16 protein-coding genes are annotated in these 18,709 nt (G+C 35.4%); 3 read left to right on the top strand and 13 right to left on the bottom strand.

Annotation, left to right across the window (positions count from 1 at the left end):
- Nucleotides 1-22 precede the first annotated feature (22 nt).
- From ACR1PN_RS16230 to ACR1PN_RS16195, 8 genes are all read right to left on the bottom strand, one after another.
- Entirely contained in the window at nucleotides 23-1,015 is a 993-nt protein-coding gene (locus ACR1PN_RS16230; RefSeq protein ID WP_433980875.1) for an isoaspartyl peptidase/L-asparaginase family protein, read from the bottom strand.
- 102 nt (nucleotides 1,016-1,117) lie between these two features.
- Nucleotides 1,118-1,582 (bottom strand): DUF6691 family protein, encoded by a 465-nt coding sequence (locus ACR1PN_RS16225; RefSeq protein WP_433980874.1) that lies wholly within the window; start codon nucleotides 1,580-1,582, stop codon nucleotides 1,118-1,120.
- Between the two features lie 10 nt (nucleotides 1,583-1,592).
- A complete protein-coding gene (locus tag ACR1PN_RS16220; RefSeq protein ID WP_433980873.1) occupies nucleotides 1,593-2,156 on the bottom strand; it encodes a YeeE/YedE family protein in 564 nt (187 codons plus the stop codon).
- Between the two features lie 13 nt (nucleotides 2,157-2,169).
- Complete coding sequence (locus tag ACR1PN_RS16215) at nucleotides 2,170-2,793, bottom strand: class I SAM-dependent methyltransferase (protein ID WP_433980872.1); 624 nt, start codon at nucleotides 2,791-2,793, stop codon at nucleotides 2,170-2,172.
- A gap of 50 nt (nucleotides 2,794-2,843) precedes the next feature.
- On the bottom strand, nucleotides 2,844-4,265 hold the full coding sequence (locus ACR1PN_RS16210; protein ID WP_433980871.1) for an MBL fold metallo-hydrolase: 1,422 nt from the start codon (nucleotides 4,263-4,265) through the stop codon (nucleotides 2,844-2,846).
- Nucleotides 4,266-4,347: 82 nt separating this feature from the next.
- The gene (locus ACR1PN_RS16205) at nucleotides 4,348-5,139 is read right to left on the bottom strand and encodes a sulfite exporter TauE/SafE family protein (RefSeq protein ID WP_433980870.1); all 792 of its coding nucleotides are present in this window, start codon (nucleotides 5,137-5,139) and stop codon (nucleotides 4,348-4,350) included.
- Between the two features lie 72 nt (nucleotides 5,140-5,211).
- Entirely contained in the window at nucleotides 5,212-5,838 is a 627-nt protein-coding gene (locus ACR1PN_RS16200; protein WP_433980869.1) for a Crp/Fnr family transcriptional regulator, read from the bottom strand.
- A gap of 19 nt (nucleotides 5,839-5,857) precedes the next feature.
- Complete coding sequence (locus ACR1PN_RS16195; RefSeq protein WP_433980868.1) at nucleotides 5,858-8,131, bottom strand: glycoside hydrolase family 20 protein; 2,274 nt, start codon at nucleotides 8,129-8,131, stop codon at nucleotides 5,858-5,860.
- 181 nt (nucleotides 8,132-8,312) lie between these two features.
- On the opposite strand from ACR1PN_RS16195, the gene ACR1PN_RS16190 reads away from it, so the two are divergent.
- Nucleotides 8,313-9,101 (top strand): DUF4197 domain-containing protein, encoded by a 789-nt coding sequence (locus ACR1PN_RS16190; protein ID WP_433980867.1) that lies wholly within the window; start codon nucleotides 8,313-8,315, stop codon nucleotides 9,099-9,101.
- A gap of 307 nt (nucleotides 9,102-9,408) precedes the next feature.
- On the opposite strand, the gene ACR1PN_RS16185 is transcribed toward ACR1PN_RS16190, so the two are convergent.
- On the bottom strand, nucleotides 9,409-10,062 hold the full coding sequence (locus ACR1PN_RS16185; RefSeq protein ID WP_072952968.1) for a CoA transferase subunit B: 654 nt from the start codon (nucleotides 10,060-10,062) through the stop codon (nucleotides 9,409-9,411).
- Between the two features lie 122 nt (nucleotides 10,063-10,184).
- On the opposite strand from ACR1PN_RS16185, the gene ACR1PN_RS16180 reads away from it, so the two are divergent.
- Nucleotides 10,185-11,984 (top strand): ABC transporter ATP-binding protein, encoded by a 1,800-nt coding sequence (locus ACR1PN_RS16180; protein ID WP_433980866.1) that lies wholly within the window; start codon nucleotides 10,185-10,187, stop codon nucleotides 11,982-11,984.
- A gap of 251 nt (nucleotides 11,985-12,235) precedes the next feature.
- Here ACR1PN_RS16180 and ACR1PN_RS16175 read toward each other — a convergent pair whose 3' ends face one another.
- On the bottom strand, nucleotides 12,236-12,937 hold the full coding sequence (locus tag ACR1PN_RS16175) for a CoA transferase subunit A (RefSeq protein ID WP_433980865.1): 702 nt from the start codon (nucleotides 12,935-12,937) through the stop codon (nucleotides 12,236-12,238).
- A gap of 282 nt (nucleotides 12,938-13,219) precedes the next feature.
- On the opposite strand from ACR1PN_RS16175, the gene rplS reads away from it, so the two are divergent.
- Nucleotides 13,220-13,573 carry a 50S ribosomal protein L19 gene (gene rplS, locus ACR1PN_RS16170; protein ID WP_089742977.1) on the top strand — a complete coding sequence of 118 codons (354 nt, stop codon included), beginning with the start codon at nucleotides 13,220-13,222 and terminating at the stop codon, nucleotides 13,571-13,573.
- 169 nt (nucleotides 13,574-13,742) lie between these two features.
- Here rplS and ACR1PN_RS16165 read toward each other — a convergent pair whose 3' ends face one another.
- The 3 genes from ACR1PN_RS16165 to ACR1PN_RS16155 form a co-directional block, all read right to left on the bottom strand.
- A complete protein-coding gene (locus ACR1PN_RS16165; protein ID WP_433980864.1) occupies nucleotides 13,743-14,738 on the bottom strand; it encodes an alpha/beta fold hydrolase in 996 nt (331 codons plus the stop codon).
- A 201-nt stretch (nucleotides 14,739-14,939) separates the two neighbouring features.
- Nucleotides 14,940-15,923 (bottom strand): EamA family transporter, encoded by a 984-nt coding sequence (locus ACR1PN_RS16160; protein WP_433980863.1) that lies wholly within the window; start codon nucleotides 15,921-15,923, stop codon nucleotides 14,940-14,942.
- A 116-nt stretch (nucleotides 15,924-16,039) separates the two neighbouring features.
- Nucleotides 16,040-18,643 (bottom strand): T9SS-dependent M36 family metallopeptidase, encoded by a 2,604-nt coding sequence (locus ACR1PN_RS16155; RefSeq protein ID WP_433980862.1) that lies wholly within the window; start codon nucleotides 18,641-18,643, stop codon nucleotides 16,040-16,042.
- Nucleotides 18,644-18,709 lie beyond the last annotated feature (66 nt).

The following is an 18,709-nucleotide window of genomic DNA, read 5'->3' as shown; positions in this document are numbered from 1 at the left end:
AAATCAATCTGTTATTTTAATTTTATTTTAAAGCGAATTCAGGTTTTTCCAGCCGGTTTCCTTTCTGATCATATACCGCAAAGTTAAATCCGTCCTGAATACAATAAGAACCATATTCTCCTTTTTTATTGATCGCAATAAAACCTACCTGAATATCTTTCAGATTTTTATTTCTTCTTTGGGTAATCTTCACAATTCTTTCAACCGCTTCTTTACAAGCTTGCTGCGGATTTCTGCCTTGTCTCATCAGTTCAACGACTAAATGAGTTCCTACCGTTCTGATCACTTCTTCACCGTGACCTGTCGCTGTTGCTGCCCCGACTTCATTATCAACGAATAAACCGGCTCCAATAATTGGAGAATCTCCTACTCTTCCGTGCATTTTGAAAGCCATTCCACTGGTTGTACACGCTCCTGAAAGGTTTCCGTTGGCATCCAGTGCGATCATCCCGATAGTATCGTGGTTTTCAATGTTTACGATGGGGTTGTATTTGCTTTCTTTCAACCATTCTTTCCATTCTTTTTCGGATTCAGGCGTCAGAATATTTTCTTTTTTGAATCCCTGGGAAACGGCAAATTGCAAAGCACCATCCCCCACCAACATCACGTGCGGTGTTTTTTCCATGACTGCTCTTGCCACCGAAATCGGGTTTTTAATATGTTCTAAACATGCCACTGAACCGATATTGTAGTTTTCATCCATAATACAGGCATCCAGCGTCACTCTTCCGTCTCTGTCGGGACGACCGCCGTAACCAACACTTCTTTCAGTAGGATCATTCTCAACTAAACGGACTCCTTTTTCAACCGCATCTAAAGCACGACCTCCTTTTCCCAGAATAGTCCAGGCTTCTTCATTGGCTTTTAATCCAAAATTCCATGTAGAAAGAACAATGGGTTTATTGACTGTTTTATTATTTTCGGGAAGTTCTTTAGCGATCAGATCCAGCGGATTCATAGCCAATGCCAATGAAGCTACTGCCGATCTTTTTATGAATTTTCTTCTACTCTGCATATTTGATTTATTTGGCCACAAATTAACGATTTTCATATTAGCATAAAACAAAAAAGCTGCAGATTATTTTCTACAGCCTTTCCCAATATTTATCTAACAAAATTAATGCGGTAACTTATCTCTCAGGTATCCGTAAATCCAAGTTCCGAAAATTGCACTTAATAAAGTAATGATCACTGCGAAAGCTCCTGTTCCTATCTGAGCAAAAAGTGGTCCCGGACACGCTCCCGTAATTGCCCATCCGAAGCCGAAGATCAATCCTCCGTAAATTTGTCCTTTGTTAAACTTCTTAGGTGCTATTGTAATCGGCTCTCCATCAAGAGTTTTTATGTTAAACCTTTTAATCAGCCATACTGAAATCATTCCTGTAAGTACCGCACTGCCTATAACTCCATACATATGGAACGACTGCAAACGGAACATTTCCTGGATTCTGAACCAACTGATGATTTCAGCTTTTACAAAAACAATCCCAAATAAAATTCCTACCAGGAGGTATTTTAGATTATGGTACCACTTATTTTGAACAGTAATTTCTTTATTGCAAACTGCATTATTATTTTTCATTGGTTATTTTTTAGAGTGAAAGAATAATCGGCAACACGACATTTGCTACAAAAAAGCCCCCGATCATGAAACAGATTGTTGCTACTAAGGACGGCCACTGCAGATTGGAAAGCCCCATAATAGCGTGACCACTTGTGCATCCTCCTGCATAACGGGTTCCAAAGCCTACCAAAAATCCGCCAACAACCATGGTTAGAAAGCCTTTTAAAGTCAACAGGTTTTTAAAATTCATTAATTGGGTAGGGACAAGATTGCTATAATCTGTGATTCCGTAACCGGCTAATTCGGCTTTAAGCTTTGGATTTACGATAATTTCTCCGGGATTCACCAGAAAATAGGCAGAAATCATTCCTCCAAAGAAAATTCCTAACACAAAGAATAAATTCCAGCTTTCCCTTCTCCAGTCGTATTTAAAAAAATTAATATTTCCCGGTACGCAGGCTGCACAAATATGTCGCAATGACGAACTGATCCCGAAAGATTTGTTTCCTAAAATCAGTAATATCGGGACGGTAAGTCCTATCAACGGACCTGCAACGTACCAAGGCCAAGATTCTTTTATAATATCCAGCATAAGTTATTTCAATTTATTTCTTTTTGAACTGACAGAAAATAAAATTCTGAACAGTATTAAACGGTGTAATATGATCTTCTGTAAAAGATTTCACCAGCTCGAAGCTCTGCGAAAATATTTCTTTCAGATGGTCTTCATCATATTGTACAATAGGCAAACCGCTGCATTTTTGCGGACCATTTACAGAAAACGTACCTATAATCAACGTATCGGAAACTGCATTTTTGACAATCTCTGCGTATTTTTTTATCTCTTCTTCTTTGGTCAAAAAATGAAAAGCCGCTCTGTCATGCCAAATATCATAGGTTGTATTAGGTTTAAATTCTGTAATATTTGTAGCAATCCAATCTATATTTTCAGCTTGAGCTCCTAATCTTTTTTTTGCTTTTTCCAGTGCTTTTGCAGAGATATCCAGAACGGAAATATTTACAAATCCTTTTTCGAGTAAAAAATCTGTCAGATTACTGTCTCCACCGCCAATGTCTATGATTTTTGAAGATTTGTCTTTTGATGCCTCTTCTATAAGATCCAAAGAAGTTTGCGGAATTTTTTGCGTCCAGCTTACTTCATCCGGATTTTTGGTTTCATATACATTCTCCCAATGGTTTTTATAATCCTGCTGTTCAAAATTTATCATTATTTCGTTCTATTTTTTATGAATAATATAATTTATAAGTCACGTAGATTTTAACTAATATAAGGAAAAACCTTAGTCTGACATACAAAATCACTTTTAGGAATATCGGTTTGCACAATTGCATTAAATCCTCCTTCAATTTCGGTAAAATTCCGATAACCTCTTGCCTGAAGAATGCTTGCAGCCATCATACTTCTGTGTCCACCTGCACAATGAAGGTAAAAATGTTCTTCCGGATCAATCTGAGTGATCCATTCATTGATATATGCCAAAGGTTTGTTATAAGCCTCGTCAATGTGCTCTGCGTTGTATTCGCTTTCTTTCCTTACATCGATAACTTTTACTGCTTTGTCCTTAATTTCATCTTCAAACTGCTTTGCTGAAATCCTGTGAATTGAATCCACCTCTTTTCCGCTATCTTTCCAGGCTTCAAAACCACCTTTTAAGAAACCTAAAACATGATCAAACCCAACTCTGCTCAGTCTGGTAATTGTTTCTTCTTCATCATTTTCATTCGTCACCAATACAATCGGCTGTTGTACATCTGCAATTAAAGCTCCTATCCAGGGTGCAAAATCTCCGTCCAGTCCTATATTAACGGATTGCGGAATAAAGCCTTTTGCAAATTCATCATCATCTCTTACATCGAGAATCAAAGCTCCGGAAAACTCTGCTGTTTCTTCAAATTCATCGGGAGATAATGCTTTCGAGCCATGAGATAAAACCTCATCAAAACTTTCATATCCTTTTTTATTCATCGCTACATTCATCCCAAAATAAGCGGGAGGTGGCAAAAGTCCGTCAGTTACAGCCTTTATAAAGCTTTCTTTATCTTTTTGATTTAAGGCATAGTTGGTTCTTTTCTGATTTCCCAACGTGTCTACCGTTTCTTTCTGCATATTTTTACCACAAGCCGAACCTGCGCCATGAGCCGGATAAACGACAATATCATCATTTAAAGGCATAATCTTCTGATATAAGCTGTCATAAAGCAGTCCTGCCAATTGTTCCTGAGTCATATCCGCAGCTTTCTGAGCTAAATCGGGACGACCAACATCACCAAGAAACAAAGTATCTCCACTGAATAATGCTGTTTCTTTTCCATTTTCATCCATTAACAAAAAAGAAGAGCTTTCCAATGTATGTCCCGGAGTATGCAACACTTTAATTTTAATTTTTCCAATTTCAAAAACCTGATTGTCTTCGGCAATAATCGCTTCAAATTCCGGCGTTGCAGTGGGTCCATAGACAATGGGCGCTCCTGTTTTTTGGCTTAAATCTAAATGACCACTCACAAAGTCCGCATGAAAGTGGGTTTCAAAGATATATTTAAGCGTTACTTTGTCTTTTTCCAAACGGTCCAGGTAAGGTTTTGTTTCTCTTAGAGGATCAATAATAATGGCTTCCCCATCAGAAATAATATAATAAGCTCCCTGAGCCAAACATCCTGTATAAATCTGTTCTATTTTCATTTTTAATAAATTTTGTTTTGTTGAGTACAAATTTCTCTTTTTAACATTTCCTGCACAGCTACTTTTGTTACATAAGGATTTTTTAGAGAAAAATTTCTTTAATGATGATATAAATTCCCATAACCAAAATAAACCATCCGAATGCCGGTTTCAACTTTTTTCCATCGACTTTCTTCGATAAATACGAACCTATTATGATCCCTACAACAGCAATTACCGATACCGATAAAAGAAATCTCCAGTCAATGGTAGCATTGTGAATTGAGGAAAAAAATCCGATCAGAGAGTTTAAAGAAATGATGACAAGAGAAGTTCCGATCGCTACTTTCATGGGAGTTTTCAGAAGATTAACCAATGCCGGAATAATCATAAATCCACCTCCTGCTCCGACTAGTCCTGTCAAAATTCCAACAACAGAGCCCTCTCCTGCTGCTAAAAGTGTATTGTTTTTATTTTCTTGCTTTTCATCCGGCTGTTGTATATCTTTCCGGATCATTTTGTAGGAAGCTACCATCATTAATCCTGCAAAAATCAAAAGCAGGAAAATATCTTTGGTAATCATCAGATCATTGATTCTAAAAACTTCCTCCGGAATGAGAGGCAAAAGATAGTTCCGGGTAAGAAAAATGGAAATTACAGACGGAATTCCGAAAACTATAGCGATTTTAAAATTCACCAATCTTTTTTTGAAATACGCTATGGAACCGGCCACACTGCTTATTCCTACAATAAAAAGTGAATATTCTGTAGCTAGTAATGCATCTATCCCGAAAAGATAGACGAGAACAGGAACGGTAAGAATACTTCCTCCGCCGCCAATTAATCCTAAAGAAACACCAATTAAAACCGATGCGATATAACCAAAAATTTCCATTTTTACTTCCTTCAATTTGAAAGCAAAAATGGAAATTCCATTATTTCTGTACAGTTACTTTTGTTACATAACTTACAATAAAAGCTGAATTTTATTTCTACCGAGTTTCAGCTTTCCTTCTTCTTCCAGCTGTTTCAGTAACCTGGAAACAACAACTCTGGCTGTTCCCAATTCGTTGGCCAATTGTTCGTGAGTGATGATAATTGTGGTCGAATTCGATAGTTCTGATTTTTTCTGAAGCAGATTCAGCAATCTTTCGTCCACTTTTTTAAAGGCGATTGCATTGATAATATCCAGCAATTCTTCGAACCGTTTATGGTAAAGACGGAAAATATAATCCAGCCATTCCGGATATTCTTTGATGAAAAGCGAAACTTTATCTATGGGTAAAAACAGAATCTCGGTATCTTCTTCCACTTCAGCTTTTACAATGCTTTTTTCATTATGCATTCCACCCAAGAACGACATAATACAGCTTTCCCCGGCTTTGATATAGTATAATAAAATTTCACGCCCGTCTTCCTCGGTACGAATAACCTTCATCATGCCTTTCATCACGATAGGAATGGAACGGATAGACGAATTTTCATCTAAAATAATATCACCTTCCTGATACGTTTTGGTAATTCCATACTGATAGAGCTTTTCAACCAGCTCAGGAGAGGAATTAAATTCTGAGGATAAAACGCTGTCTTCCATAATCTTATTAAATTCAAGACTAATTTACGCCAATTTCATCAACAAAAAGCCACGCTTTTGAATCGGCGCCCGGATTTCCCGCAGGAATGATTCCTGCATTTTCAATTTTAACTTTGATATATTGTGAACTTTGATTCCCTACATTAAGTTTAATTTTTCCTTTTGCCTTCAGAATTTCTTCTTTTCCTATTTCTTTAATCATTTTAAAATTCGTTCCGTCATCAGAAATAAAGATTTGAGCCGATTTTGCAAAATGAATCCAGCTTCCTTTGTTATCCAATGTATTAAAATACACTTCTGAAAACTGGGTTTTATGTCCGAAATCAATGGTTGCCACCACATCTTTTCCCTGAAAGCCTAACCATGTTTTTCCCAACTGCTTTTGATTTCCGATAATTCCGTCTACCAAAGTGAAAGCTCCTCCAAAAGAATAATTCTCACTAGGCTGCTGTTCCAATGTTATTTTTTTACCTGTCGTTTTTGAAACCGTAAAAGTTTGTGAAGAAATAGCACTTTTTAATTGTCCTTTTTCAAAATAAGCTGATTTTATCATTAATGATTTTGAAACTGAAACAGGAGTTTTATAAACCTGAGAATTTGCTGTGGGATCCGTTCCGTCCAATGTATATCGAATTCCATTAGGATCCTGTGACGTTGACAATTCATAAGAAACACCCGTATTAGCAGCTGTTACTTTTCCTGTAATATTATAGATGCTTTTTGCATAATTCACTCCCATTTTATCCAACACTTTAAATTCATTAATCACCCTGCCTTCAAATTCTTTATAATTTTTAGGATCAGAAGTTCCCCATCCCACTTCAGAAAGAGCGAACAATCTTGGGAAGATCATATACTGAACCTGCTTAAAGTCTAAAATATATTCCGTCCATAAGTTAGCCTGGACTCCTTTGATAAATTTTGCCTGTTCAGCGTTCAACTCGCTCGGAATCGGATTATAAGAATATACTTTATCTAATGGCGTAAATCCTCCAAAAGCATTGGGTTCCGTAGCGGGATCTCCCTGATAATGATCGAAATAACAATAAGAACCCGGTGTCATTACGGCAAAATGCCCTGATTTTGCAGCTTCAATTCCTCCGTTGACACCTGTCCAGCTCATTACGGCAGCATTGGGAGCCAATCCGCCTTCTAAAATCTCATCCCAACCGATAATCTTTCTTGCTTTTGAGTTGACATATTTTTCAATTCTATGAATGAAATAGCTTTGTAAACCATGCTCATCTTTTAAATTATTCTTTTTAATCAATTCCTGACAATGGGCACATTCTTTCCATCTTGTTTTCGGACATTCATCACCACCAATGTGAATGTATTGTGAAGGGAAAAGCGTCATCACTTCATCCAGAACATTTTCTAAAAACTTAAAAGTTTCATCTTTCGGGCAGAAAACATCGTCAAAAACTCCCCATTTTGTAGCGGGTTCGAAAGGACCTTTTGTACAGGCCAGCTCAGGATAAGCCGACAATGCTGCCAAAGCATGACCCGGCATTTCAATTTCGGGAACTACGGTAATATATCTTTCTGCCGCATATTTTACCACCTCTTTGATCTGATCCTGTGTATAAAAATAGGGACCATAAATCTTTCCGTCAAATGTATTATCAACATAAGCACCGATCATGGATTCTTTACGTTTTGAACCAATCTGCGTCAGTTTCGGGTATTTTTTAATTTCAATTCTCCAGCCCTGATCATCTGTTAAATGCCAGTGAAAAGTATTCAGCTTGTACATGGCCAGATAATCGATATACTGCTTTACTTCTGCAACCGTGAAGAAATGACGGCAAACATCCAAATGCATTCCTCTCCAAGCAAATTTTGGTTCGTCTTCAATTTTCATTGCTGGAATTTTTCCTGAATCTTTATACTGTTCAAATAATTGGATCAGTGTCTGAAGAGCCAGAAAATATCCCTGTTTTGTATAAGAATTTATGATAATACGTTTTGGAGAAATATAAATAGAGTATTTTTCTTTTTTTTCTTCATCCTTTTTAGGTATATGTGATAAAGTTGGCGGGTATAATGAGTATACTAAATGAACAGTATTTTTATTTTTTTCATTTTTAAATTTAAATACCTTATCAATATACTTCTTAAAGTATTCTGTTTCTTCTTTAGGGAGAGATTCATCCAATATAAAGGTTTCCGGAATTATAAATTCTCCTTCCAGAAGTTCAATTTTCTGCGGGTAAGGAATTAAATTTAATTTATCCTGAGAGAAAAAAAAAGTAGAAGACAATAGGCAAAAGACTAAGAAAATACTTCGCATTCCGAATTTAATTTGAGTTTAGCGAATATAATTCTTTTCTTACAATTTTAATTAATCTTCTTACGTGTCGCTCCTTCGGAGCCCACCGCAATCCTCCCTTTTTCATTTTTCTCTTAAAATATTTGAAGTTTTTTTTAACTTTTCTCTATTTTAAATATCTAATTTCACAAAAAAATAAACGATGAGAAAAACAATTTTATTGGTAAGCGGATTATTATTTTCAGTTTCTACAAACGCACAAATTCTTGATGTTATAAAATCAACGGTAAAAGATCAGCTCAAAAAACCAACAAGTACGACTTCAAAAACAAACTCTACGACTTCAACAGGTACTACTTCAGCAATAAATTTAGGAAGCCTGACTTCAACACAGATTTCATCAGGTTTAAAGGAAGCCCTAAGTTTAGGTGTAAATGAAGGTGTAAAAAAATTGGGTGTAACGGATGGTTTTTTAAAAAATGAAGCCGTTAAAATTTTAATGCCTGAAAAATTAAGAAAAATTGATACTACTCTACGCTCTTTAGGTATGGGTAGTTTGGCAGACCAAGGAGTGAAATTATTAAACAGAGCTGCGGAAGATGCTGTAACTGAAGCGGCGCCTATTTTTACTAAAGCCATCACTTCTATGACGATTACAGATGCTAAAAATATTTTATTGGGCCGTGATAATGCAGCAACAACTTATTTGCAGACAAAAACACAGACTCAACTGTTTACAGCTTTCCAGCCTAAAGTGAAGGCTTCTTTAGGAAAAGTGGGAGCTGATAAAGTCTGGACGAATTTGATTTCGAAATACAATACTTTAACCGGACAAGCTGTTTCTACTGACCTTAATGAATATGTGACTAACGAAGCCATTAACGGTGTTTTCAAAATGGTGGCTGAAAAAGAAAGCGGTATCAGAAATAATTCTGTGATGAGAACAACGAGTTTATTGCAGAAGGTTTTTGGGGCACAGGATGGAAAATAAATTTAATTAATTTCTTTTGTCTTGAAATCGAAGATTCGACGTAGTCAAACAAAAGAAACAAAAATTCAAGACTTGGAGCTCTTCGCTAAAAATTAAAATTTAATCCTAAAATTCCCAAAACTTACGCGAATCTATATTTGTTCTTCGGTTGAACGTTTGTGTCGCGCTTCGAAGAACAGTGGGGATTTCTCAACGGATTAATTTTTAATTTTCTTAACGCTACGATTTCCGATGTCGAATTTTTTTCTACTAAATTTAAAATATTTTCAATAAAAAACCTTGTCGTTAGACAAGGTTTTTGTTTTATTTAGAACTGCATTTCAGGAATTTCTCCTTCAATGATTAAATCGGCTTCTGTAGATCGGATAATATGTTCAACCGAAACTCCCGGCGCTCTTTCAACAAGCTTAAATCCGGCAGGCGTAACATCTAAAACCGCCAATTCAGTTACCACTCTTTTCACACAATTTACTCCTGTTAAAGGTAAAGTACATTTTTTAAGAATCTTGCTTTCTCCGGCTTTATTTACATGCATCATAGCAACGATAATATTTTCTGCAGAAGCTACCAAATCCATTGCACCTCCCATTCCTTTTACCATTTTTCCCGGGATTTTCCAGTTGGCAATGTCTCCGTTTTCCGAAACTTCCATAGCCCCAAGAATCGTTAAGTCTACTTTCTGAGCACGAATCATCCCGAAACTGAAGGCCGAATCGAAGAATGAACCTCCATCCAAGATTGTAATCGTCTGTTTTCCGGCGTTGATGATATCTGCATCTTCTTCTCCCTCGAAAGGAAAAGGCCCCATTCCCAACACTCCGTTTTCACTCTGAAATTCCACGGAAAGATTGTCCGGAACGTAGTTAGCCACCAATGTCGGAATTCCGATTCCTAAATTTACATAATACCCGTCTTTTACTTCTCTGGAAATTCTTTGTGCAATTTGTTCTTTCGTTAGCATAGCTTAATCTTATCCCGCCAAATTAGCCATTTTTTCAGAATTACGAAATAGTTTCTTTTCTTATCCTATGATAAATTTTGCTTTTCAATTTGTTGTAAATTTGTGAGCTTTTAATTTTACTCATGAAAATTTTATTAAATTATTTAAAACCATATAAATGGCTGATAGTAGCCTCTCTTTTATTAGCTTCAATCAATCAGGTATTTTCGTTATTCGCTCCGGCTATTACAGGGAATATATTAGATAAACTGGTTACCCATCCCAACTTTTTTGATAAAGAAAAACTTCTCCCGAGAAGTATGAACGAATACCTTTACGGAACCGATATCTATCATGGAGTATTCTATTTTTTAGGACTGCTTATCGGAACAGCGATGGTAAGCCGAATTGCAAAGGCATTTCAGGATTATGTAGTGAATGTGATTATTCAAAAATTTGGAGCTAAAATATTTACTGACGGCTTAAAGCATTCTATGAGATTGCCTTTTCAGGAATTTGAAGACCAGAGAAGCGGTGAAACTCTTTCCATTCTAACTAAAGTTCGGGAGGATTCTGTGAAATTTATCAACAATTTTATTAATGTGTTTTTCGGGATTTTGGTAAGTATCATTTTCGTTTCGGTGTACGCGATTCGTTTACATTGGACAATTATGCCTGTGTATGTGGTGGGAATTGTTCTTATTGCAGTTGTCACTAATTTATTAAGCAAAAGAATTAAGACCATTCAGAAAAATATTGTAACGGAAACCACAAATTTAGCAGGAAGCACCACTGAAAGTCTCAGAAATATCGAGATTGTAAAAAGTTTAGGACTTACCAATCAGGAAGTGGAACGTCTGAACAACAATACCTATAAAATTCTGAATCTTGAATTAAGAAAGGTAAAAAGCATCCGTTCTTTAAGCTTTGTACAGGGAACTCTAGTTAATTTTTTACAGCAAACGATTACTTTCACTTTACTATTACTGATCTTTAAAAATATTGTAACTCCGGGACAGTATTTATCATTGATGTTTTATGGATTCTTTATTTTCGGACCCATGCAGGAAATCGGGAATATCATCATTTCTTACCGTGAAGCTCAGGCTTCTTTGAATAATTTCGACAGGGTAATGAAAAAAGAAATCGAACCTAAACCTACAAATCCGAAAAGAATCGGAGCTATTGAGGAACTGGAATTTCAAAAGGTATCTTTTCAGCATCAGACCGCTCATTATAAGGCATTAAATTCTATTTCATTTAATGTGAAGAATGGGGAAACCATTGCTTTTGTCGGACCCAGCGGATCAGGAAAAAGTACATTGGTAAAATTATTGGTTGGTTTATACAGACCTCAGGAAGGAAACATCTTTTATAACCATATCAACGGAAAAGAATTTGATTTTGATGAATTACGAAATCAGATCGGCTTTGTAACACAGGATACCCAGCTTTTTGCAGGGACAATCAAAGAAAATCTTTTGTTTGTAAATCCGGCCGCAACGGAAGAAGAGCTTCAATTGGCTTTAAAAAAATCCAGCTGCACAGCGCTTTTGGAACGTGCTGAAAACGGAATAGAAACGGTAATCGGTGAAGGCGGATTAAAACTAAGCGGTGGTGAAAAGCAGAGAATCGCCATTGCGAGAGCTTTATTGAGAAAACCCCATTTGCTTATTTTTGATGAGGCCACTTCTGCATTAGACAGTATCACAGAAGAAGAAATTACAACGACCATTAAAGAGATCTCAAAGGAAAAGGAACAGATTACAGTTCTCATTGCCCATCGTTTAAGCACAATCATGCATGCGGATAGAATCTATGTTTTAGAACGCGGACAAGTGGTAGAAACAGGTTCTCACTTACAGCTTATTGAAGAAAAAGGATTGTACTATGCAATGTGGAGACAGCAGATTGGAGAGCGTAAACTGACTGTGGGAGTATAAAAATCATTAACATTTTGTATTGCCATTCTGATAAAGGAAGAATCTCTTAATGATCTTAATACCTTAAGCTACAACTTAATGGTTAATTTGAAACATTAAGATCTAGATTAAAAACATTAAGAGATTCATCATTTCACTTCTGAACTTCGTTCGTAAACTTTCAGTTTATATTCAGAATGACATGTATCAATAAAAAAATACCCCGAAAATGACTTCGGGGTATTTTATTTTTAGAATTATAAGCTAAAATATTAATCTCTTTTTCTTACCGTTCTCTGTTCAATTCTTTTTTCAAACTTTTCACCCTGGAAAATTCTCTGGATCATAATTCCAGGAATGTGGATTTGGTTCGGATCCAATTCTCCCGGCTCTACCAGCTCTTCCACTTCTGCAATCGTAATTTTCCCCGCTCCAGCCATGGGATGGTTAAAGTTTCTCGCTGAACCTTTGAAAATCAAATTTCCAGCATGATCCCCTTTCCAGGCTTTTACGATTGAAAAATCAGCTTCATAAGCATGTTCTAAAATATGTGGTTTTCCTTTGAACTCTTTTACTTCTTTTCCTTCAGCCACTTCAGTTCCGTAACCTGCAGGTGTGTAAAAAGCCGGAATTCCAGCCTGAGCAGCTCTGCATTTTTCCGCCAAAGTTCCCTGAGGAGTCAATTCTACCTCTAATTCTCCGGAAAGCATCTGTCTTTCAAATTCTGCATTTTCCCCTACATAAGATGAAATCATCTTCTTTATTTGTCTTTTATGAAGCAATAATCCTAATCCGAAATCATCAACACCAGCGTTGTTTGAAATACAGGTAAGATCCTTTACGTTACTATCTACCAATGCATTAATTGAATTTTCAGGAATTCCGCAAAGACCAAATCCCCCCAACATCAGCGTCATTCCATCCTGAATTCCTTCAATCGCTTCTTTTGCATTTTTTACTCTTTTATCTATCATTATTATAGTATTAGATTTTCAGTTCTAAATTTAAACATTTTTGTGAAACCGTGAAAACAAGTTCATATAAAGCAATATTTAAAAACAAAAGACTTTTTATTAACCATTAAGGTAATGAAGAAATTAAGTAAAACTTATCTGTTTTTCATGTTTAAATTTTTATAAAAAATATTACGTAAGGTATTGGTTTTTATATAAAAAAGTTATAATTTTGCATCCTGTTATTCAACCTCTGACGATAACCGTGTAAGTTGCTTAGCTTTAACATTTTATTTATTAATAATGGATTTATTAAAGTACGTACAAGATAAGTACATTGCGAAAAAAGAATTCCCTGAATTCAAAGCAGGTGATACAATTACTGTGTATTACGAAATTAAAGAAGGACAAAAAACAAGAACTCAGTTCTTCAAAGGAACAGTTATCCAATTAAGAGGTACTGGTTCTACAAAAACTTTCACGATCAGAAAAATGAGTGGAGACGTAGGTGTTGAGAGAGTATTCCCTATCAACATGCCAGCTTTACAAAAAATTGAAGTGGATAGAAGAGGTAAAGTTAGAAGATCTAGAATTTATTACTTCAGAGACCTTAGAGGTAAAAAAGCTAGAATTAAAGACGTTCCTTACAAGAAATAATTCAGACAACAATACATACAAAAAGAGACTGCTAATTTTTAGTAGTCTCTTTTTACTTTTTAGTTATCTATAGAAGTCAATCATGAATTTTTACTTCGTAAGTGAATAGTCAATTATAAATGCTTAAAATTAACAATTGATTGACCTTTTACTTTTAAAATTGACTTTCTCACTTTATAAATCCATACAACGCATTCCAAAATTTGTCATACACTTCTATATGCGGAAGATGACCTACATTTTCAATTTCAACCAATTTTGAACCCTCGATCTGCTGCTGGGTTTTCTTTCCTAATTCCTGATACTGGCCCATTTTTGATTGTAATTCTTTCGGAGCTCTGTCTTTCCCTATGGCTGTTCTGTCTCTTGTTCCGATAATTAATAAGGTTGAAACTTTGATATTTTTAAACTCATAGCAAACCGGTTGATTGTAAATCATATCTGAAGTTAAAGCCGCATCCCAGGCTACTTTTGGATAATCAGGATGTAACGTCCAACCTGCAATTAAATCCAGCCATGGTTGATATTCTGCTTTCCATTTATTATCATAATAGAATTTCAGCTGATAATTTTTATAGGTTTCAGCCGTATTTTTAAGTTCCGACTGATATGCCTGATCTATCGTCTGATACGCTGCAAAAGTTTTATAATCTTCCAATCCGATTGGGTTTTCAAGGATTAACTTCTGAACTCTTTCAGGATATAACAAAGTAAATCTAGTTGCTACCATACCTCCCATTGAATGTCCTAAAACAATAGCTTTATCGATTTTCAGTTCATCTAAAATAGCTTTTGTATTATCTGCCAATTGAGAAAATGAAAACTGGTAGCTTTGCGGTTTTGAAGACTTTCCAAATCCGATCTGATCCGGAATGATCACTCTAAAGCCTTTTTCGGAAAGATCTTTTGCTGTTCTTCCCCAATACGCTCCGTTAAAATTTTTGCCATGAAGAAGCAAAATTGTTTTTCCGTTTGATGCTTTTGGCAGTACATCCATATAAGCCATTTTCAAATCGTTATTCTGAGATTTAAAGTTAAGAAAGTGAACTTCATAAGGATATTTGTAGTCTGTAAGTTCCGCATCCAGAGGTTTAACCTGAGAAAAAACGAAAGACGAAGTAATTGTTAATGAAATTCCTATGAGAATATTTTTGAAATGGTTCATGAAAGTTGAATTTAAATATAAATTTAAAAAAACCGCTTCAAAAGAAACGGTTTTGAGTGTTATTTATAATTTAATTATGATTACTGTGAGTAAGTTTTAAACCCAAAGCTCACTAAGTTTTTTTACCATCTAAATGTTTTAAGTTGCACAAAGCTGTTTCACTTATAAAACTTCTCTGAATAATTCAACATCCAATCAACTTTACGAAATTTGTTCGGGAATCAGCTTTTCTTTTTTGGAAGGTAAATTCATTAAAACGATTGCCATTAAAATAAGGACAATACCAATCCATTGAACAAGGATTACTTTTTCGCTTAATAAAATAAAAGCCATCGTTACGGAAACCGGAAGTTCGAGAGATGAAATGATGCTTCCTAAGCCTAAACCTGTATTTGGAAAACCTAGATTGAACAAAATTGGAGGAAGAATAGTTCCGAATAATGATAATATAAAGCCATATGACCAAAAAATTGAATAATCAAACGGTCTTATATGTTCGGTATTTTCGGTAAAATTTAAATAAAAAGACTTAAGACCATCAGAATACAGCGGGCCGATCTGAGCAAAAAAGAGAAATGTTAAAACAATAACCGAACCTCCTGTCAGCATAATGATACTTTTTCTGAGAACCGGTAAATGGGTTGCCAAAGTGTTGGATGTAAACATGGTCATCGTAAATGATGCCGCAGCCATTAATCCCCAAAAAATTCCGTGCCCATCTAATGTTACTTCTAAATTAATAAGATTGGTAGCCAAAACTGTTCCCAACAAAACAACTAAAGTGGCAATTACTTTTTTGGTATTCGGAAATTTTTTAGTGATAAAACTTTCAACAACAACACTGAACCAAACTGACTGCATCAACAATACAATTGCAATAGAGACAGCAATATATTGAACGGCAATGTAATAAAATAAACTTGTACATCCCAAAGAAGTTCCTGCCAATAAAAGCATTCTGAATTCTTTACGGCTTGGCGATGACAACCTTTTTTTTGAGGTAATCGTCTGAATGAAATTTAAAACTAAAAGCCCCACCAAACCAAGCACAAACTGGGAGGTTGTAACTTCCGAAGTTGTAAAACCGTCTTTGTATGACATTTTAACGAAGGTAGCAAGCATTCCGTAAATACTTGCACCAAGGCCAACAAATAATACTCCTTTAAAAATATTTTTCTTCTTCATAATTTTTTTCGCGGCCGGCAAAGTTACGATATATTATTTTAAAAACCAGACATGTATATAATAACAAAAATCACTTCAGAAGACTCTGAAGTGATTGTATTGATAGGATTTAAAATCTATTTCTTTACAATAATTTTTGTACTTGAATTAATCCCGATCCCTTGCAATTTTACAACATAAGTGCCATTTTCAAAGTCTTTGGTAGAAACCGGAATTCTTGAATCCTGTGATGACATGTTTTCTGAAAGTACTAATTTTCCGGACATATCATAAATCTGCAGATGAAGATTTCCAATAGCAAAATCTTTTAAATAAATAAAAAATTCGTCTTTTGCAGGAATCGGATAAATTGATATTGAACTTCTATCCGGTTGAGCATTTGAGTTTCCGTCGGTACAGTCTTTAGGAATAGAAAAGTCTTCCACCTGATCGTTGATGTTCATTTTATTTCCCGGTAAAGCGTTTAAACCTAAACCTCTTCTTGCAAAGGTTTTCCAGATCATACAACGGTCTTCTCCTTTTGTAGTCAACATTTCGGCAGACAAAATAGCATTACGCCCATCTATAAATGTAGGATTACAAGCCTGTAATTTCAAAGCATCGGTTACCAACTGCAAAACTCTTGCACTACCGCTGTTTACGCTAGAAATAACGTCTGATGAATAACCATATTTTGCTGCATATTGCCAATGAAGATCCCAAAGCATTGAAGCCCAAACAAATCCGATTCTGTGTACATCGGGAACAATTTCGCCATCTTCCTCGATTTCCATTCCGTTTGTATCTCCGTAAGTATAATCATTGATAGAAAAATCCGCAGAATATTTTGCTGGCCTGAATCCCACTCCGTTTGTGTTTTGCCCACTCGCATAACTACCAATACTTCTTGGGACATTTGCGGTGGCGTCGGGTTGATTGGTTAGCATCAAAGCAAAAAAATCTGACCATCCTTCTCCCATTTGCTCTTTACTTGCCGATTTTAAAAGACAAGTGTAGCCGTTTCCTGTTAACCGGTTTGAAATTCCATGTCCATATTCATGGGTAATAATTCCATTATCGAAACTTCCATCAGGTGTAACTGCTGTTGCGGGATCACTTTTTAAAGTTACATTTACTGTTAATGAATTATTGAGCTGGATTTTGATAAATTCACCTTCATCATTTGTAATTAATACTGACGGAATTGTAATCGTAGTATCTGTTCCGCCCATTGAAGAAGGAAAGTTTGTAGCTGTAGGATTATTGTAAATAATTGCGGCAATTGCTCCTGCATTTTGTGCGTTTTTCACTTTTAAAGCAAATGTACAGTTTGTTCCGCCTCCTCTTTCAATCAATCCTATTTTTCCTGCTAAAGAACCTGAAGGCAAAGCGGAGCAAGCGTCAATTACAGAAGCTAAAACTATATCTCCTGTAACTCCTGTTCCATTCAGTTGTGGACCAAATTGGGCCGGATTCGCCTGTGGAACTCTTGGTATTGCAGCAATGGGTGTATTATAAAAGAAATACCTGTTTACTGTTGACCAAAGATACATTTGCATCAAAGGTTTGTTTCCATCGGAAGGTGTTGTGAAATTGGCGTTGTTTAAACCACCTCCATCCTGAGCTTCTGCTAAAACATAATCGTTTCCGACTCCACCTTTTCCAAAATTATTTTGCTGAAAGTTTCTGGCAGATTCCGTAAATCCGAATTTGTAGAATATATCATGTACTTTGTTATTGATATAAAATAGATTCGTAATTGCAGCACTTCGATTAAAAGACGGAGTTCCGTTTATTGAAAAAGGGAAATCAAAATTCCTGTTTACACCACCATCCGGGGAAAAGCCCGGCAAATTTTTATCTGCGGTATCTTCATAAGCATATACATTATTTCCTCTTGTAATGGTATAACTTGTATTTCCTGTTGAATGCCATCCTTCAGGAGAAGAAGCTAAAATCCATGGGTTTGAAACAATAGAGCGGCTTCCAAAAGTTGGTGCTTCAATTGGTAAAGGAAAAACATTGTAACTCGCGTTATCGGCTAATTTTAAAGAATTCTTCTGAATATTCTGAAAGTTTAAAATATCACTTGAGCCATTTGAATAAGCGTCAGAATGGAAGTTACAGGTTAGATTTAAATTTTCTTTTGAAATAATTTTACCTGAATTAGCATCTACTAAAATATTCCAATAGTTTGAAGAACCGGGTTCCCGGAAAGAAAATTCGTATGCAAGTTTCAAATCTGAATTTACTTCAATAAAAACCAGTCTTTGTTTAACAGAATTTTTATTTTCGGTTTCATCTGATGCACTTTCTAAAATCTGAAAATCAGCAATTTCATTTTTATTTAGGGCTAAAGCAATATTTTTAAGTGCTTTTTCCTTATTTATTGTAGCTTCAGATGTTGCCGAATTATAATTTTTAATAAATGAGTCTGAATAATAAAGAATTTTACTGTCTTTAATCAAAGCCGTTCCGACAGCATTATAAACGGGATAACCTTTAAATTTCTGCTGAATTTTTACAATATCTCCATTTAACGATTGAGATTTGTCAACATTATCAATTTCAAAATCTCTGAGATCAGATTTCTCAAAACTCTGCGCAAACTTTTTTGAAATATAATTCTGTAAAACTCTTTTGTACTCCTGAGAAGATAGAGATAATGGCAAAAAAGCAAACAGAATAGGTAAAAACCGACCTTTTTTAATTTTTATATTTAAAATAGAGTTTCTGATCATAATTATCGTATTAACTTTATAAAATTAAGAGATTTTATGTAAAATATTCTTTTTTTAAGATAAAAA

It is taken from the genome of Chryseobacterium sp. RLHN22 (genome assembly GCF_051011795.1).
GTDB classification, from domain to species: Bacteria; Bacteroidota; Bacteroidia; order Flavobacteriales; family Weeksellaceae; genus Chryseobacterium; species Chryseobacterium zhengzhouense.
Note: the sequence above shows the minus strand (reverse complement) of the source record. Positions and strands in the feature narration are given on the sequence as shown.

What these genes read in the sequence shown, in the direction of transcription:
- ACR1PN_RS16165 (WP_433980864.1), bottom strand. Translation starts at nt 14,738, where the DNA reads ATGAACCATTTCAAAAATATTCTCATAGGAATTTCATTAACAATTACT.
- rplS (WP_089742977.1), top strand. Translation starts at nt 13,220, where the DNA reads ATGGATTTATTAAAGTACGTACAAGATAAGTACATTGCGAAAAAAGAA.
- ACR1PN_RS16195 (WP_433980868.1), bottom strand. Translation starts at nt 8,131, where the DNA reads ATGCGAAGTATTTTCTTAGTCTTTTGCCTATTGTCTTCTACTTTTTTT.
- ACR1PN_RS16175 (WP_433980865.1), bottom strand. Translation starts at nt 12,937, where the DNA reads ATGATAGATAAAAGAGTAAAAAATGCAAAAGAAGCGATTGAAGGAATT.
- ACR1PN_RS16190 (WP_433980867.1), top strand. Translation starts at nt 8,313, where the DNA reads ATGAGAAAAACAATTTTATTGGTAAGCGGATTATTATTTTCAGTTTCT.
- ACR1PN_RS16160 (WP_433980863.1), bottom strand. Translation starts at nt 15,923, where the DNA reads ATGAAGAAGAAAAATATTTTTAAAGGAGTATTATTTGTTGGCCTTGGT.
- ACR1PN_RS16200 (WP_433980869.1), bottom strand. Translation starts at nt 5,838, where the DNA reads ATGGAAGACAGCGTTTTATCCTCAGAATTTAATTCCTCTCCTGAGCTG.
- ACR1PN_RS16225 (WP_433980874.1), bottom strand. Translation starts at nt 1,582, where the DNA reads ATGAAAAATAATAATGCAGTTTGCAATAAAGAAATTACTGTTCAAAAT.
- ACR1PN_RS16230 (WP_433980875.1), bottom strand. Translation starts at nt 1,015, where the DNA reads ATGCAGAGTAGAAGAAAATTCATAAAAAGATCGGCAGTAGCTTCATTG.
- ACR1PN_RS16155 (WP_433980862.1), bottom strand. Translation starts at nt 18,643, where the DNA reads ATGATCAGAAACTCTATTTTAAATATAAAAATTAAAAAAGGTCGGTTT.
- ACR1PN_RS16180 (WP_433980866.1), top strand. Translation starts at nt 10,185, where the DNA reads ATGAAAATTTTATTAAATTATTTAAAACCATATAAATGGCTGATAGTA.
- ACR1PN_RS16185 (WP_072952968.1), bottom strand. Translation starts at nt 10,062, where the DNA reads ATGCTAACGAAAGAACAAATTGCACAAAGAATTTCCAGAGAAGTAAAA.
- ACR1PN_RS16215 (WP_433980872.1), bottom strand. Translation starts at nt 2,793, where the DNA reads ATGATAAATTTTGAACAGCAGGATTATAAAAACCATTGGGAGAATGTA.
- ACR1PN_RS16210 (WP_433980871.1), bottom strand. Translation starts at nt 4,265, where the DNA reads ATGAAAATAGAACAGATTTATACAGGATGTTTGGCTCAGGGAGCTTAT.
- ACR1PN_RS16220 (WP_433980873.1), bottom strand. Translation starts at nt 2,156, where the DNA reads ATGCTGGATATTATAAAAGAATCTTGGCCTTGGTACGTTGCAGGTCCG.
- ACR1PN_RS16205 (WP_433980870.1), bottom strand. Translation starts at nt 5,139, where the DNA reads ATGGAAATTTTTGGTTATATCGCATCGGTTTTAATTGGTGTTTCTTTA.